This is a genomic window from Paenibacillus sp. FW101-FHT12H11 (assembly GCF_058790355.1).
The window spans coordinates 30,486-45,997 of record NZ_JBYTCO010000011.1; the positions used below are offsets into that span (position 1 = coordinate 30,486).

Genomic DNA, 15,512 nt, shown 5'->3' on the forward strand with positions numbered 1-15,512 from the left:
CCTGACTCTTGGGGATAGTGCCGATAGTACCTTTCCCGGTTTACTGCGCACCCTATGATGTGCGGTACCGGGTACTTTGAGTCCGCGGGTTCGCAGTTCATGCTGACTATTGGCATTATCCCTCTCACTCAGGGACTCAACAACTCAACTCACACAACCTGAAACGCAGCTATAGACGCTATCCCTCTCACTCAGGAGCTTCTGAACGCCATTTACAGATACCGATCTCTGTTGTTATCCACGATAATCTCCTGACTCTTGGGGATAGTGCCGATAGTACCTTTCCCGGTTTACTGCGCACCCTATGATGTGCGGTACCGGGTACTTTGAATCCGCGGGTTCGCGGTTCATGCTGACTATTGGCATTATCCCTTTCACTCAGGTGCGCACCTACTCAACTTACAAAACCGAAGCGCAGCTATAGATACTATCCCTCTCACTCAGGGACTCAACAACTCAACTCACACAACCTGAAACGCAGCTATAGACGCTATCCCCCTCACTCAGGAGCTTCTGAAAGCCATTCACAGAACCGATCTCTGTTGTTATCCACGATAATCTCCTGACTCTTGGGGATAGTGCCGATAGATCCTTCCATCCTAATTAAGAACATCCTCAGCGCTGTCCGTAAGTACATAAGTATCCTGCGGCTGGCTCGTGATAAAATGACACGGGTCCCCAAGCGCGAAAATACACAACTCGTGCATAGCCCGGGTGCAAGCCGTGTAAAACAGCTTGCGCTCATTCTCATGGCCGTACTGATGATGGGAACCATCATAAAGGAGTACGGCATCGAATTCGACCCCCTTCGCCAAATACGAAGGGATGACGAGCACGCCCGACTCGAACGTCGGGCTGTGTTTGGTGACACGCCCCAGCGGCACCTGCAGAAGGGGCGTAAGGGCTTGATGCGCGAGCTCAGCCTCGCTCGCGGTCTTGGTAATGATCGCGATGGAGGCATAGCCTTCATCCAGCAGCCGCTCCACTTCGGCTGCCAGCAGGCTATGCAGCGCTCCGCGATCGCTGGTCTGGATTACCCGCGGCTTACTCCCCGCGCGGGTGAAGGGCTCTATGGCATCGCCGCCAGGCACGATGCCGCGGGTGAACTCCACGATCTCGCGCGTGGAGCGATAGCTGCGGACCAAACGGATGACTTCCGTTTGGTCCGGCCCGTACAGAGCGGCGATCGGATCGATTTCGCTGTACGCGGAAGCGTGCGAATAGATCGCCTGGCTCAAATCGCCGAGCGCTGTCATGCGGCAGCGCGGGAAGAGCCGTTTCAGGTAAGCCAGCTGAAACGGAGAATAATCCTGCGCCTCGTCGATAATGACATGGCGCACAGCGCTGTTCGTCTGGAAGCCGCAGACAGCTTCCATCAAGTACAAGAACGGCGTAGCGTCCTCGTAAGGCAGCCTGGCTTGCGCCAGCTCCTCCAGTGTCCGCCCGCAGATTTCGGACCAATAGCGCGGCTTGTCGGCTATCAGCTCCCTTTTATCCGCTTCCGCTCCCTCCCTAAACAACTGCCCGTAAAGTCCAATCATATCAACGAATTTAAGCTGCTTCACCGCGCTTCGAACAGGCTTTAGATGCTCCTTCAAGACGTTTCGAGCAAGCAGATGCCGTTCTTGGTCATAATCGTCGAAAGAGGAATCACGTTCCCCCTCCATTTTGCGCAGCTTAATATACGCACGATGGTACTCATCACTGCTGAGAAGCTCAATCTCCTCATCAAGCCAAGCTTCCTCGATTTCCACCTTTGCGAAGAGATCCAGTTGCCCCAATATCCATTCCTTCATGAGCTCCAAACGGTTAGGAAGCCGAATAGCGGAATCATAGCTGTAGAACCGCTCCACCAAACGAGCCGCGCTAAGCACCTCTTTGTCGCGAAACTTAATAGGGTTAAATAACATCCCCATTTGCTCAAGCTGCTTCTTATAAGCCTCTATGACGGCAAGAAAAGCAGTTGAAGATTTATAATAAATTCCGCTCAAACGAGCTTCATAGGCTTCCCCCATCACTGGCGTTCTCTCAGACACATGTTCAAGGCCGCCTCTCGTCAAAACGTATTCCAATTGTGTAAAAGAGTCCTCTACCTCAAACATTTCGCCCAAACGATGCTCCAAATAAGCTTGGTAGGTTGTTTGCTGCATATTTTCTTCGCCTAGCTCCGGCAGCACCGTAGATACATAATGATTAAACAGCGGATTTGGCGAAAACAAAACCATCTGATCCGAACTCAGCTTATCCCGATGCTTATAGAGGAGGTAAGCGACTCTTTGCAACGCGGCTGATGTTTTGCCGCTTCCTGCTGCCCCTTGTACGATCAGCATTTGGGCGCTGTCGTTGCGGATGATACGATTTTGCTCTTTTTGAATCGTTGCAACGATTGTCTTCATTTGCGCATCCGAACTCCGGCTGAGTACTTGCTTCAGCAGTTCATCGCCGATGGTCACGCCAGTGTCGAACATCAGATGGATTTGACGGTCACGAATGACAAATTGCCGTTTCAAAACCATTTGACCCTCTACCGTGCCATTCGGTGTACGAAATGCGACTTCTCCAGGTGCAAAATCGTAATACAAGCTGGAGATGGGGGCCCTCCAATCGTAGATAAGATACTGACCTGCTTCCTCATCCAGAAAAGACGCAATGCCCAGATATACAGCCTCTTCTTCCCGCTCACCGCGTTCAATGAAATCGATTCGGCCAAAATAAGGAGACTGGACAAGCCTTCTCAGCTTGCCTAGTGTTTTGGAAGCTTGCCGATGCGTCCGTTCCCGCTCGGAAAGTACCTCTGATTGCTGCCTCATACTGGCGATAGATTCTACCGCATCTTCCGCCGTACTCATATCCATCGTGACTTCGTCCCAATAATGTTTACGAATCTCAACAACATCAGATTGAACCAGACCGACCTGCTCCTCCAGTTCCGTGATTTTGACGGTTATCTTCTCTGTAACTTCCTGCACTCTTTGCTTCTCTGCTGCTCTTGCTTGATCTGTCAGACTCATCTCAACGCCTCTTTTCTTACCATTTAATTACGATTTGACATGGAGGTTGTTTTGGTGCTATAATTAAATTAGGATAAAACTGTTTATGTTTAAAATCATTTGAATCAATCTTTATTTTAACAAGTTATGTTCCAAAAATCAATAAAAAACCCTAGGTTTATGACCTGGGGTTTTCTGGCGTTCTTTTTCACTTCAGTTTCTAGCCTCTGACTCCTCGTTTGTCAGCAATCATACCGCTCACAAATTTCATTCACGGCACGGATATGATGCTCTGCGTGGCCTGCCATCATTTTTAGCAACTGTGCCACAGACTCTTGACGATCTTTCGTGATGACGGTTCTCTCCAGTGCATTGGGCAAATGCTCGAACAGTCCAAGAATATGCTGCCTCATAACCCGGAACAACTGGACTTCCGCATGAATCGGCCGATTCCGGTAATCCAATCCTATGCTCCAATCATCCTGTGAAAAGCTGTTGCCTTGATAGGCACGCCCTGGCTCCGCCAAAGCGAATTTCACTTTATGCAGCGTAACTAGCTCCAGGTCGATCAAATGTAGGACTTGCTCGCGGATAGACCATTTGCCTGGGGCTAGCGATTTGTTCAACTGCTCCTCTGTCAATCCCGCTATTGCACGTTCCAATTCGTCAGCACCCGCTGCATACATGTCTACAATCTCAGTATGGGTAGCCGGCAGCTCCTCCCAGTATACAAACGTATATCCATCGATGTCTGGTACAAAAAGTTTACGAATGTGGCCTGGATTTTCTTCTTTTCGCAGCTCCTTACAGCCTTTGGCTTGGAGATTACTCTCCACAGCATTCACTGAAGTTACGCCGATGTAGATGAGATCTCCCTTCTTGGGAGTAAAGTGTTTGTTCTGCAGCCATCCTGCTGCCAGTTCAGTCTGCGTTTCCGCTAGATGCTGAGCAGACGGTGTTTGCTGAATTAATACAGCCTCATAGTCGGTCGTGATTCGCAGCAATGCAACAGGACCGGAAGCCGCCCTTTCGAGCAGCTCCCAGCCCAGTTGTTGTGTATAAAAGGCAATCGATGCCTGAAGATCATCTACCTGCAATAGCAGCTTCGCCCCGTTATCTGCCATCGTTCTACTTCTTGGCCGCTCGATAGGCCTCGATGTATTGGGCAGCCCGCTTGGCCACCAGGCTGTAATCGCCTGTCTTGACCGCTTCGCTGGTCAAATCGGAACCGATGCCGACGGCGACTGCGCCGGCCTGAATCCATTCGCCGAGGTTGCTCAGCGAGACCCCGCCTGTTGGCATAATGTTCGCCTGCGGCAGCGGACCTTTAATGGCCTTAATCATCGCCGGCGAGTAGAGATTGCCGGGGAAGAGCTTCACGATATCGACGCCAAGCTCCAGCGCCGTTTGAATCTCTTGAATGGTCATGCAGCCCGGCATGACGGGTACACGGTAACGGTTGCAGAGTGCAACCGTGTTCGGGTTAAGCGATGGGCCGACAACGAACTCGGCCCCGCTCAGGATCGCTGCACGCGCTGTCTCCGGGTCTAGGGCCGTGCCCACCCCGATAATCGCGTATTTGGAAGCGTCCTGCGTTGTACTCGAGTAGCGCTTCGCCAGCTCCTCGATTGCGCGCAGCGCGAACGGCACCGTCATCGTGACTTCGATGACTTTGATACCTCCTGCAATGGCTTGATCCGCCATTTCAACTACTTCTTCCGGCGTCTCTCCACGCAGGACGGCTACGACGCCTTCACTTGATATTTGCTGAACAAGTTTCAATTTTTTCAATGGAATCTTCCCCTTCTTATGCAAGCATGGAATTAGCGTTCTATATGTTTAACGTCGTTAAGAATTGCGTCTACTTGCTCCCAAGTCGGAGCGCCTTCCCAGTCTCCTTCGGTTTGCACAATCAAGGAGCCCACCAGATTACCGATACGCACCGCTTCCGCATAGTCGTACTCTTTGGACAAGCCTACCAAAAATCCCGCACAAAAGCCATCGCCTGCGCCAACCGTATCCACCACTTGCTCCGCTTTAAAATATGGAACCGCTGTGATTGAATCTTTGGTTACGACGTAAGTTTCGTTCTCTCCGCCTTTGATGATGGAAACAGCGGACAATTCACGCAACTTGCCCACAATGACATCCCAATCCTCCGTCTGGTAGAGCAGCTTCAGCTCATCAAGGCCCGGCAGGAAAATATCCGCCAGCTTGGCAAGCTCTAGAAGTACGGGACGCGCTTCGTCTATCCCCCAAAGTTTCAACCGCAGGTTAGGGTCGAAACTAACTTTGACGCCATGTTTACGAGCCAATCGAACCGCTTCAAACGCAGCCTCTTTGCAAGATTCGCTGAGCGCCGGTGTGATGCCCGTGATATGAAGGATTTTAGCTCCAGCAATGTAGCCTTCATCCAGATGCTTAACGCTCATCTGGCTTGCCGCTGAGTTTTTGCGATAGTAGTAGACGGACGTTTTGCCCATGATCATTTCGCGCATCATAAGCCCGGTCGGCGCCTCTGCCGTCAGTTCTGCACGGGAAACATCGACACCTTCGCCGCGAATTTTTTTGTAAATCAAACGGCCCATCGGGTCTTTGCCAAGACGTCCAAACCAGCCTACTTTGCCTCCAAGGCGGGATACTCCGATCGCCACGTTGCTTTCCGCACCGCCAAACAAGCTATGCAGTTCAGACGAGTACTCCAATCCTTTGCCGTTGGAAGGCATCAACAGCGCCATTGTTTCGCCAAAGGTAATAATGTCAGGTCCGGTAACCGCTTGCGATTGTGTATTCGTCGTCATATAAGTTCTCCATCCATTTCCTGATCGTTAATTGAAACGTTTAAATAATGCATATATCTCATATTATAGTTTATAACTACCGTTTGTACCAGATAGTAAGATTAGAATCTGACAAGAGAGCACTTCTTCTATGTATAAGGGAACTGAAGAAAAACCCAAGACGTATGTCTCAGGTTTCTTCTATCTCATAGGATAGCTAAAATCCGGTAGCTTCGGCTTTAACCAACTCTTGCCGCAGCTCATCATGAATCTGGCCGTTGGTAGCCAGTATGTTGCGAACCGCCAAATTGTAAGGTCTGCCTTCGGTATCGGTCACCTTGCCGCCCGACTCTTGGATCAGCAACGCGCCAGCTGCAATATCCCAAGCATTCAGACCAATTTCCCAGAAGCCGCTTAGGCGTCCTGAGGCTACATAAGCCAAGTGAAGCGCTGCGGATCCTGCGATCCGGAGGTTGCGCACTTTGGGAGATAACGCTTGAATACCTTTCAGGTTAATCGGTAATGCGCCATTGCGATCTGCTGGAAGACCTGTTGCAACCAGACTGCTGGACAGCTGTCCATCGAGCGATACGGCTGTCTTTTTGCCGTGCATATAAGCGCCTTTCCCCTTCTCAGCAACGAATAGTTCGTCACGAGACGGGTCATAAACGACACCGACAATAATCTCACCCTTGTGCGCGAGTGCAATCGAAACAGAGAAGAACGGGAACCCGTGAACAAAGTTCGTTGTTCCATCGATAGGATCTACGATCCATAAGTATTCTTCCTCGCTCATGGCTTGAAGTGCTTTGGCCGATGCTTCCGGACCAGGCTCCACGCCTTCTTCACCGAGAATGGAATGATCCGGGAAATGCGTCATGATCAAGTTGCGAATAAGCTTTTCCGACCCTTTATCCACTTCGGTCACCAGGTCCTGAGAAGAAAATTTCGTATCAATACGGCTGATATCGCCCATTTTGCTCTTGATCCATTGCCCAGCCTTGGCTGCCGTATTGATAGCCACTGCTGTAAAACTCTTACTGCCGATGACGAACGGCTCCGCCTCACCATTTACCACTTATATCAACTCTTTCTTTTTTATTTATTTAGATTTAGAAGTAAGTTAAGTATAGTAAATTATACGTTTTAAATACTAGTGCGTTTCATCCCAAAATATTCGTACATTTATACATTTATTAATAAAAAAAGGAGATTTTCAGACATTTTACAAATAAAAAAACCATACTGCCACGTAGGCAATACGGTTTCTTGATTATCATTAGACATTATAATAGCTTAAATCCCAACGATGTGGTAACCACCGTCAACATAAATAACTTCACCCGTGATGCCTCGGGACAGGTTGCTCATCAAGAACATCGCTGTATCGCCAACTTCTGCTGTTTCCGTCGTTTTGCGCAGCGGAGCTTTCTCTTCTACTTGACGCAGAATCGAGTTGAAATCTTTGATGCCTTTGGCAGCCAAGGTACGAATCGGACCTGCGGAAATACCATTCACGCGAATGCCGAATTGACCGAGGTCTGCCGCCAGATAACGCACGGAAGCTTCCAATGCCGCTTTGGCAACGCCCATAACGTTGTAGTTTTTCATTGCGCGCTCAGCGCCAAGGTAGGTCATTGTCATGATGCTGCCGCCTTCTGTCATAAGCGGATAAATGCGTTTGGAAACGGCAACAAGGGAATATGCGCTGATGTCATGCGCTAAGGCAAAGCCGTCACGCGATGTGTCAACGAACAGTCCATCCAATTCTTCCGTTCTTGCAAAAGCAATACTATGTACAAGGCCATGAACGACACCAAACTTCGCTTTAAGCGTATCAGCCAGCGTATCAATTTCAGCGTCTACCGTTACGTTACAAGGCATAAGCGTAGAACCTGGAATCGTATCAGCGAGCTTGCGCACGCGTTCCTCAACACGCTCATTTTCAAACGTAAAGACCAAATTTGCTCCTTGTGCCGCTAAGGATTGAGCAATCGCCCATGCGATGCTGCGATCATTGGCAACACCCATGACAAGTATATTTTTTCCTGTTAACAGTTGACTCATGGCCGTGAAAAACCCCTCTCAACATTGGATTAAACGTCATTCATACCCAATCTCAAAAGTACCCCATTTTGCCAAACAATTCAAGAAATAAATCTGAAGCGCTACAGCTGGATCGAGGCTTGATCGAGCACAACGATTCCTTCCTCGAGCTTACAATCTTCCATAAGACGAAATAGCGCTTCATCCTTCATCTTGGCTTCAATCATGATATCGAGCCTTGGGGTAACAGGGGCAATCGCACGCAGAAAAACAAGAAGAGGCCCTGCTTCCACGTAATCGGCATGGCTTCTTGGATCGGTTTCGCTTTTGGGGCTTGAGACGTGAATCTTCGGCGGGAGTCCGTTTGTCCAGGTTTGTTGAATACGCGGCCACAATTCGGCGGCATCTTCGCCCTCGTTATTCACGGCATGATGGTGAACATCCAGAACCATTGGCGCTCCTACTGTTTCAGCAATTTCTAAAGTCTCTAGCGCATTGAATGTTTTATCGTCGTTCTCCAGAGTAATCCGCTTTTGAATCTCGGGACGCAGCGTGGAAAAGTTTTGGATAAATCGCTTCGCGGCTTTCTTTTTATCTCCATACGAACCGCCCACATGAATGTTGCACATAGCCTCTGAGCCAAGCCCCATCGCATTCAGCATCGCGTTATGCCGTTCCAGATCCAGGATGGACTTCTGCAGCACATCCTCTCTTGGAGTGCTCAGGACCGTGAAGTGGTCCGGATGGAAGCTCACGCGCATACCCGCTTGCTTCGCATAGGCGCCTAGTTCCTCGAATTCCGCCGATAGCGTTGGAATCGGGTCCCAGTCCTCTAACAATTCATGCCCAATCAGGGGGATGAATCTAGACGAGAAACGGAACACCATGATATCGTGAGCCCGGTTATGACGCAGCAATCTTAATGTATTATGCAAGTTTTCCGCACCTAAGCGTTCCAACTTCCGGATGGCAGCCTCCCGATCCAGCAGCTTGCTGAAGTTCGTGACTGTCATTGTTTTAGACGGTGAAGCGTTTTTGACAACCGTCGACATCGCCACATACCCAAGGCGAATAATCATGCACATGTAACCCCCAAGAAAGTTCAGGTAAAAATCCTGTGTTAGGTTACCCTTTTTCCAGTAGCCACATTCATTAAGCGCTGCTAGGAAAGTGCAGCAATGATTTTAAAACCGCAAAAAGCCGTAATGGCTATAGGTAACGGACTTAGCGCAAGCATGCCGAGCTTAGTGGCGCGGTCCTCTTTTCGCAAAGTTAGCAAATTGCCAAACAGCCATACAAGAAGATACAGGAGCAGCGCCCCTGCCGCCATGTATTTTTGTTCGGTTGAAGAAGGAGCCATGAATCCATAGAAGCCGAAAATCATATAAATAAGCACATACGGCGTCGGTATGCCGAGCACGATATTAAAAAGCCAGTAGGCGGTAAATTTCATCCTGTTCATCCCCTTGCTGTGAAGTCTACTGCTTTAATTGTAGCTCTGGCTGGATTGGAGAATAAGTACTAATTTCTTATAGTACCTATCTGTGAGGAAAACCTTGTGGTGGGTTTCAACCGGAAAATTGCTCGCTGAATCGATGTAAAACACGTTTATCTATCGTTGTATCGTCCAAGGCAGGCGTTCCCGTCATGTTAGCGTTGTTTTTCGGCGTTTCAGTTGGCCTCGTTGTACTATATGCAACATAATGACCACAATTCCCCCTCAACCCTCCCCTATATTGTACTCTGTGCAACATTACAGCCTGCAAACTGCTATTTTCGGGCTGCAAGCGCCAAAATGAGTGTACTTTGTGCAACGAAGGGAGCGATAGCGAGCAATAATCCGCTTTCAAATTGCACAAAGTGCAATGAAGCTCGCCATGGTGCCAGGGAGGCCAAGGGAAGGTCGAGGGGGCCAAAATGTTTGCACTTTGTGCAGCCAAGCACGCCCCTAAAACCCCACGGGCTTCGAGGAGACGCCAATCAAAAAAAGACACCGTCCCTAACGGACGATGTCTCCCTTTTCCTCTACCGCCAACTAAGCATGCTCACCAAAAAACATCTCATGAGCAAGCTTCGTCTGTACCTGCGCCTCTTCTTCCGTCAACCGACGAACGAGCTCCATCTCCACTTGCGTTACTTCTTCACCTTGGAAATTGATTTCCGCGATCGAAGCAAGGATTTTGACAATGGCGATCGCTTGATTATCAGGCGTGTAGGCGATGACCTTCTGCCCTGTCGGGAACACGCGGAAGCCGCTTTTCACCATTTTGCCGCGGCCGTACTCCAGCAGCTCGAAGAGCTCCTGCGCGGACTTGAACTTACAGACCGAGTTAAACTCCGTTTGGAATCCCATTAGCATCTACTCCACATCAAAAGAATATTGGATACTTTGCTTCGCTGTATGCCGCTCAACCGCCAGACGAATGAGATCATCCAGCAATTCCGTGTAGGGTTTGCCGGATTCCTGCCACAACAGCGGATACATGCTGTAAGGCGTGAAGCCTGGCATCGTATTGATTTCGTTGATATAGATCTTTTGATCAGCTTTGCCTAAGAAAAAGTCAACGCGGGATAAGCCGCTGCCATCAACAGCCAAGAAAGCTTGAACGGCCAGCTGTCTAACTTGCTCAGCTGTTTCGGCCGGAATATCTGCCGGGATGACCATCGCGGATTTACCGTCGACATATTTAGCTTTGTAGTCGTAAAATTCGTTCGAAGATACAATTTCACCGACAACTGACGCTTGAGGTTCATCATTCCCAAGAACAGCAACTTCAATCTCGCGGGCATCAATATTTTCTTCAATAATGACTTTGCGATCGTATTGGAAGGCGAAACTAACCGCCTGAATTAACTCCTCTTGATTTCTCGCTTTGGAAATACCGACGCTGGAACCCAAATTAGCCGGTTTCACGAAGCACGGATACCCAATCGCAGTTTCCAGCTCAATGAGGTGATACGCGCGATTCTTCTCCCACTCCGTCCGTGTGAAATGACGGAAAATACATTGCGGAAGTCCTTCTTGCGCAAAAACTTTCTTCATCATGACTTTATCCATGCCGACGGCGGAAGCAAGCACGCCTGCACCTACGTAAGGAATATTCGCCATTTCCAATAAACCTTGAATCGTCCCGTCTTCACCAAATGTACCGTGTAAAAGCGGGAAAACAACATCTAGGCTCGCTTCCTTCGTTCCAGCTGCCGCGGCGGAAGAGATCGCTACATCGCCTTTCGCGTGGACAGCCCCGAAAATAGGTGCCAGAGCATTAGAAACAGGTGCATTCGCGGAGTCTCCGCTGCTGAAGGTCAATTCCTCTTTCGATGCAACGGGTGCCAAGAGAGGTGCGCCGCTTTTCCACTCCCCTTTTTTGGAAATGTAAAACGGTACCACTTCATATTTGGTGAAGTCTACGGCTTTCATAACGGCCATTGCAGTTTGCAAAGAAACGTCATGTTCCCCCGATTTCCCCCCATAAATTAGTCCAACTCTTATTTTGCCGCTCATTGCGTACCTCCGTCTAGTCGTTCTATTCCTTCAAAATATTACGTTCACATTTCATCTGCAACCCGAACGAAGAAGTATTTGGTCCGCTCCGTCCATGCTGGCGAATCTTTATAAGCCCAATAACGATTGCGGCTATTATACGTGTGTGCATTGACAAGTGGCATGCCATTCGCATCTTTGCCCGTCACAATAACATTATGCTGAAACCGGCCATCGCCGTCCCAGTCATAGCAAATCGTGTCGCCAGGCTGCAGTTCGCGCGGGTCATGAACCTCATGACCGTGCAGCCCTTTGCGGCTATGCGCCAAAAAAGATTGCAGGCTATTGGCAACCGCCCAACTGAAGCTCCATAACTCTTGGTTGCCCCTTTTGCCAGCGTACCACCAACCCAAATCCCTTTTCCCAGTATAGTCCATTGGAGCCCCGCCTGCAAAGAGGCATTGAGACACATAATTGGTGCAATCCACTTCGAATTGCTCATATTTCGGGTTCGGCGTCTGCCACCACGTTTCCGCATATTGGACGGCTTTGTCGCGGTTATAAATGATTTTGCGCGGAACGAATTCCTGGGCTCCGCTGTTGAGTATACTATGGTTGATATACGGCAGTGACGGTGCTCTGCGAAGGCCTTCCACAAAATCCGCCTGCTCAGAGAAAAAGACGCTCCGCGGCTTGTTCGGAAGCGATTGTTCTCCCTGCAGGGACTCTGTACTTCTAACCTGCCAACGATCCGCTGCGCTGTCAATCACAACTCGCTCCGGCTCAATGCGCTCCTCCATGTGGTCGATGGAACCGATGCGATAGTGGATAAACCGGTGCAACACGATATCCGCAATAACGCCATGCGCCGATTCTCTAACGCCGGTAAGGCGCAGCTTCGTTTCCCCTCGCAGCAGCTTGGCATCGCGATCGCGAAAACTTTCCAGGAGCCTGCGAACCCTGACCTCCTGCTTACGTACATAAGCGCTGTCTGACAAGTAGGCTTGGAGCGGTGCTGCGGAGCCTTCGAGCTCTGACTGATTTTTAGCATGGACGTAATTGTAGAGCGCTGTTTTCCAGGACATCGGGGTTACCCTCCTAAAAAGTTTTGGCAGGAAAGTTGTGTGCGCCGCGGCTTACCGGATTCAATCTTTATTGAAACTTTTATTTATGGAAAGCACATGTTTGCGGCAAAATAACAGTCATCATAGGACGAGCCCGATTTGCTTTGAATTGATTCAATATATGACATTTGGATGGTAAAAATGATTGAAATAAATCTTTACTCAAACACAGCGAAACGCTATACTTGAGTTAGGGGATTAATGAAATTGAGTTTCATTAGATGAAACCAATGGATGAAGATATTAAAGGAGGAATTATCCATGTCCAACAAGGACACTTTTTCTGTGCGTAAGCAGTTAACTGTCGGAACGAATTCGTTCCAATACTACAGCTTGCCTGACTTCGAAAACCAAGGTCACGGTACAGTTAGCAACCTTCCAGTTTCCATTCGCGTTTTGCTTGAAGCAGCTATCCGTCAATTTGACGGCCGTGCCATCACAAGCGAACACGTTAAACAAATCGCCGGCTGGGCTGAAGGCCGTGACGACAACAAAGAAATTCCTTTCATTCCTGCTCGTATCGTTCTTCAGGACTTCACAGGCGTACCTGTCGTCGTTGACCTTGCGGCAATGCGTGCGACAATGGCTCGTGAAGGTGGAGATCCTAAACGGATCAACCCGCTTGTTCCTGTAGACCTTGTAATCGACCACTCTGTCATGGTTGACGCTTTCGGTTCCCCGGATGCGCTTGACATGAACATTAACTTAGAATTTGAAAGAAACGAAGAGCGTTACCGTTTCCTTCGTTGGGCACAAACAGCATTTGATAACTTCCGTGCCGTTCCACCTTCAACAGGTATCGTTCACCAAGTTAACTTGGAGTACCTTGCTTCTGTTGCAGCTACAAAAACAGTCGATGGCGAAACGGTTGTTTATCCGGATTCCCTTGTAGGTACTGACTCCCATACAACAATGATCAACGGTCTTGGCGTTGTAGGTTGGGGCGTCGGCGGTATCGAAGCGGAAGCTGGTATGCTTGGACAACCTCTTTACTTCGTAGCTCCTGACGTTGTTGGTTTCAAATTGACAGGCCACTTGGCAGAAGGCGCTACAGCTACTGACTTGGCTCTAACAGTTACACAAATGTTGCGTAAAAAAGGCGTTGTTGGTAAATTCGTTGAGTTCTTCGGTCCTGGTCTAAGCAACATCTCCTTGGCTGACCGCGCAACGGTTGCGAACATGGCTCCTGAGTACGGCGCAACAATCGGTTTCTTCCCAGTAGATAGCGAAACATTGAACTACTTGAGAGCAACTGGCCGTGAAGAAGATCAAATCGCGCTTGTAGAAGCTTACTACAAAGCACAAGGCATGTTCCGTACGGATTCCACACCAGATCCAGTATTCACAGATGTCATCGAACTTGATCTTGGATCTGTAGTACCAAGCTTGGCTGGTCCTAAACGTCCGCAAGACCGCGTTGAGCTTACGAACATGAAAGAGTCCTTCAACTCCATCATTCGTACGCCAATCGACAAAGGCGGATACGGCCTGACGGAAGAGAAAATCAACGAAGAAGTTGATGTTGTCTACCCGAATGGCGAGACAGTTAAAATGGGAACGGGTTCCGTTGTAATCGCAGCGATCACTTCCTGTACAAATACATCCAACCCAAGCGTTATGCTAGGTGCGGGTCTTGTGGCTAAGAAAGCCGTAGCTCGCGGTTTGAGAAAACCGGCATTCGTGAAGAGCTCCTTGACGCCAGGTTCCCTGGTTGTTACTGAGTACCTCAAAAAAGCAGGCTTGCTTGAGTCCCTAGAAGCACTTGGTTTCCACGTTGCAGGTTACGGCTGTGCAACTTGTATCGGTAACTCCGGTCCGCTTCCTGAAGAAGTGAGCAAAGCAGTAGCTGACAACGATATGACAGTAGCTGCCGTTATCTCCGGTAACCGTAACTTTGAAGGCCGCGTTCATGCTCAAGTAAAAGCTAACTACCTTGGATCACCTCCACTTGTTGTTGCTTATGCACTTGCAGGTACAGTAAACATTGATTTGGCTAACGATCCAATCGGTTACGACCAAAGCAATCAACCTGTCTACCTCAAAGACATCTGGCCTACAAACCAAGAGATTCAAGAAGCTCTTGGCGTAGCAATGAGCCCTGACATGTTCCGCGACAAATACAACAATGTATTCCGCGCGAATGAGCGTTTCAACGAAATCGCGATTCCAGAAGGCGACCTGTACGAATTCGACACGAATTCCACATACATTCAAGAGCCTCCGTTCTTCACTGATCTGGGTACAGTTCTTGACGATATCGCGGATATCCGCAGCGCGAAAACTTTGGCACTCATGGGCGATTCCGTTACAACGGATCACATCTCCCCTGCAGGTAACATCAAAGTTGACAGCCCTGGAGGACAATACCTGATCAACCATGGTGTAAAAAGAGAAGACTTCAACTCCTACGGTTCCCGTCGTGGTAACCACGAAGTGATGATGCGCGGTACGTTCGCGAACATCCGTATTCGTAACCAAGTGGCACCAGGAACAGAAGGTGGCGTAACCACTTACCTGCCAACTGGCGAAGTAGAGTCCATCTACGATGCATCCATGAAATATCAAGCTGCAGGACAAAACCTTGTCGTTATCGCAGGTAAAGAGTACGGAACTGGAAGCTCCCGTGACTGGGCGGCAAAAGGTACATTCCTACTTGGCGTTAAAGCCGTTATCGCGGAAAGCTTCGAGCGTATTCACCGCAGTAACCTTGTAGGTATGGGCGTTCTTCCGCTTCAATTCCTTGAAGGAGCAAGCTGGAAAACTCTCGGTATCACAGGTCGTGAAACATTCGATATCACAGGTTTGAGCAACGATGTTCAACCGGGTTCAACAGTAAAAGTGACAGCAACTCGTGAAGATGGTACAACTTTCGAGTTCAGCGCACTTGTTCGTCTGGACAGCTTGGTTGATGTGGATTACTACCGTAATGGCGGTATTCTGCAAACCGTTCTTCGCCAAATTTTGGCTGAGAAAAACTAAGATAACCATCAAGAAAGCAATACACACACAGCTAAGAAATCCGGGATTGCCGTATGGCATTCTCGGATTTTTTGTGATTTTGGAGATGGCTGCACCCTTAGAGCCGCAA

At 49.1% G+C, this 15,512-nt stretch carries 12 protein-coding genes; 1 reads left to right on the forward strand and 11 read right to left on the reverse strand.

Features of this window, described 5'->3' with window-relative positions:
- Positions 1 to 599: 599 nt before the first annotated feature.
- The 11 genes from helD to AC3WTJ_RS30020 form a co-directional block, all read right to left on the reverse strand.
- Complete coding sequence (helD, locus tag AC3WTJ_RS29970; RefSeq protein ID WP_492524827.1) at positions 600 to 3,011, reverse strand: RNA polymerase recycling motor HelD; 2,412 nt, start codon at positions 3,009 to 3,011, stop codon at positions 600 to 602.
- Positions 3,012 to 3,232: 221 nt separating this feature from the next.
- Positions 3,233 to 4,114, reverse strand: coding sequence for a DinB family protein (locus tag AC3WTJ_RS29975; protein WP_492524828.1), 882 nt, complete (start codon positions 4,112 to 4,114; stop codon positions 3,233 to 3,235).
- Positions 4,115 to 4,118: 4 nt separating this feature from the next.
- Positions 4,119 to 4,781, reverse strand: a complete 663-nt coding sequence (locus AC3WTJ_RS29980) for a bifunctional 2-keto-4-hydroxyglutarate aldolase/2-keto-3-deoxy-6-phosphogluconate aldolase (RefSeq protein WP_157323405.1) — start codon at positions 4,779 to 4,781, stop codon at positions 4,119 to 4,121.
- Positions 4,782 to 4,813: 32 nt separating this feature from the next.
- On the reverse strand, positions 4,814 to 5,791 hold the full coding sequence (locus AC3WTJ_RS29985) for a sugar kinase (protein ID WP_492524829.1): 978 nt from the start codon (positions 5,789 to 5,791) through the stop codon (positions 4,814 to 4,816).
- 196 nt (positions 5,792 to 5,987) lie between these two features.
- Complete coding sequence (locus AC3WTJ_RS29990; RefSeq protein WP_492524830.1) at positions 5,988 to 6,848, reverse strand: inositol monophosphatase family protein; 861 nt, start codon at positions 6,846 to 6,848, stop codon at positions 5,988 to 5,990.
- Positions 6,849 to 7,066: 218 nt separating this feature from the next.
- The gene (gene fabI / locus AC3WTJ_RS29995) at positions 7,067 to 7,837 is read right to left on the reverse strand and encodes an enoyl-ACP reductase FabI (protein WP_127455090.1); all 771 of its coding nucleotides are present in this window, start codon (positions 7,835 to 7,837) and stop codon (positions 7,067 to 7,069) included.
- Positions 7,838 to 7,938: 101 nt separating this feature from the next.
- Positions 7,939 to 8,895, reverse strand: coding sequence for a UV DNA damage repair endonuclease UvsE (gene uvsE / locus AC3WTJ_RS30000; protein WP_492524831.1), 957 nt, complete (start codon positions 8,893 to 8,895; stop codon positions 7,939 to 7,941).
- An 83-nt stretch (positions 8,896 to 8,978) separates the two neighbouring features.
- Positions 8,979 to 9,269, reverse strand: coding sequence for a hypothetical protein (locus AC3WTJ_RS30005; protein ID WP_157323413.1), 291 nt, complete (start codon positions 9,267 to 9,269; stop codon positions 8,979 to 8,981).
- A 582-nt stretch (positions 9,270 to 9,851) separates the two neighbouring features.
- On the reverse strand, positions 9,852 to 10,169 hold the full coding sequence (locus AC3WTJ_RS30010; RefSeq protein WP_127455084.1) for a hypothetical protein: 318 nt from the start codon (positions 10,167 to 10,169) through the stop codon (positions 9,852 to 9,854).
- Positions 10,170 to 10,175: 6 nt separating this feature from the next.
- Positions 10,176 to 11,321, reverse strand: a complete 1,146-nt coding sequence (locus tag AC3WTJ_RS30015) for a D-alanine--D-alanine ligase (RefSeq protein ID WP_407870369.1) — start codon at positions 11,319 to 11,321, stop codon at positions 10,176 to 10,178.
- A gap of 44 nt (positions 11,322 to 11,365) precedes the next feature.
- Positions 11,366 to 12,385, reverse strand: a complete 1,020-nt coding sequence (locus tag AC3WTJ_RS30020) for an amidase domain-containing protein (RefSeq protein ID WP_492524832.1) — start codon at positions 12,383 to 12,385, stop codon at positions 11,366 to 11,368.
- 300 nt (positions 12,386 to 12,685) lie between these two features.
- On the opposite strand from AC3WTJ_RS30020, the gene acnA reads away from it, so the two are divergent.
- On the forward strand, positions 12,686 to 15,403 hold the full coding sequence (gene acnA, locus AC3WTJ_RS30025; RefSeq protein WP_492524833.1) for an aconitate hydratase AcnA: 2,718 nt from the start codon (positions 12,686 to 12,688) through the stop codon (positions 15,401 to 15,403).
- The last annotated feature ends 109 nt before the right edge of the window (positions 15,404 to 15,512 follow it).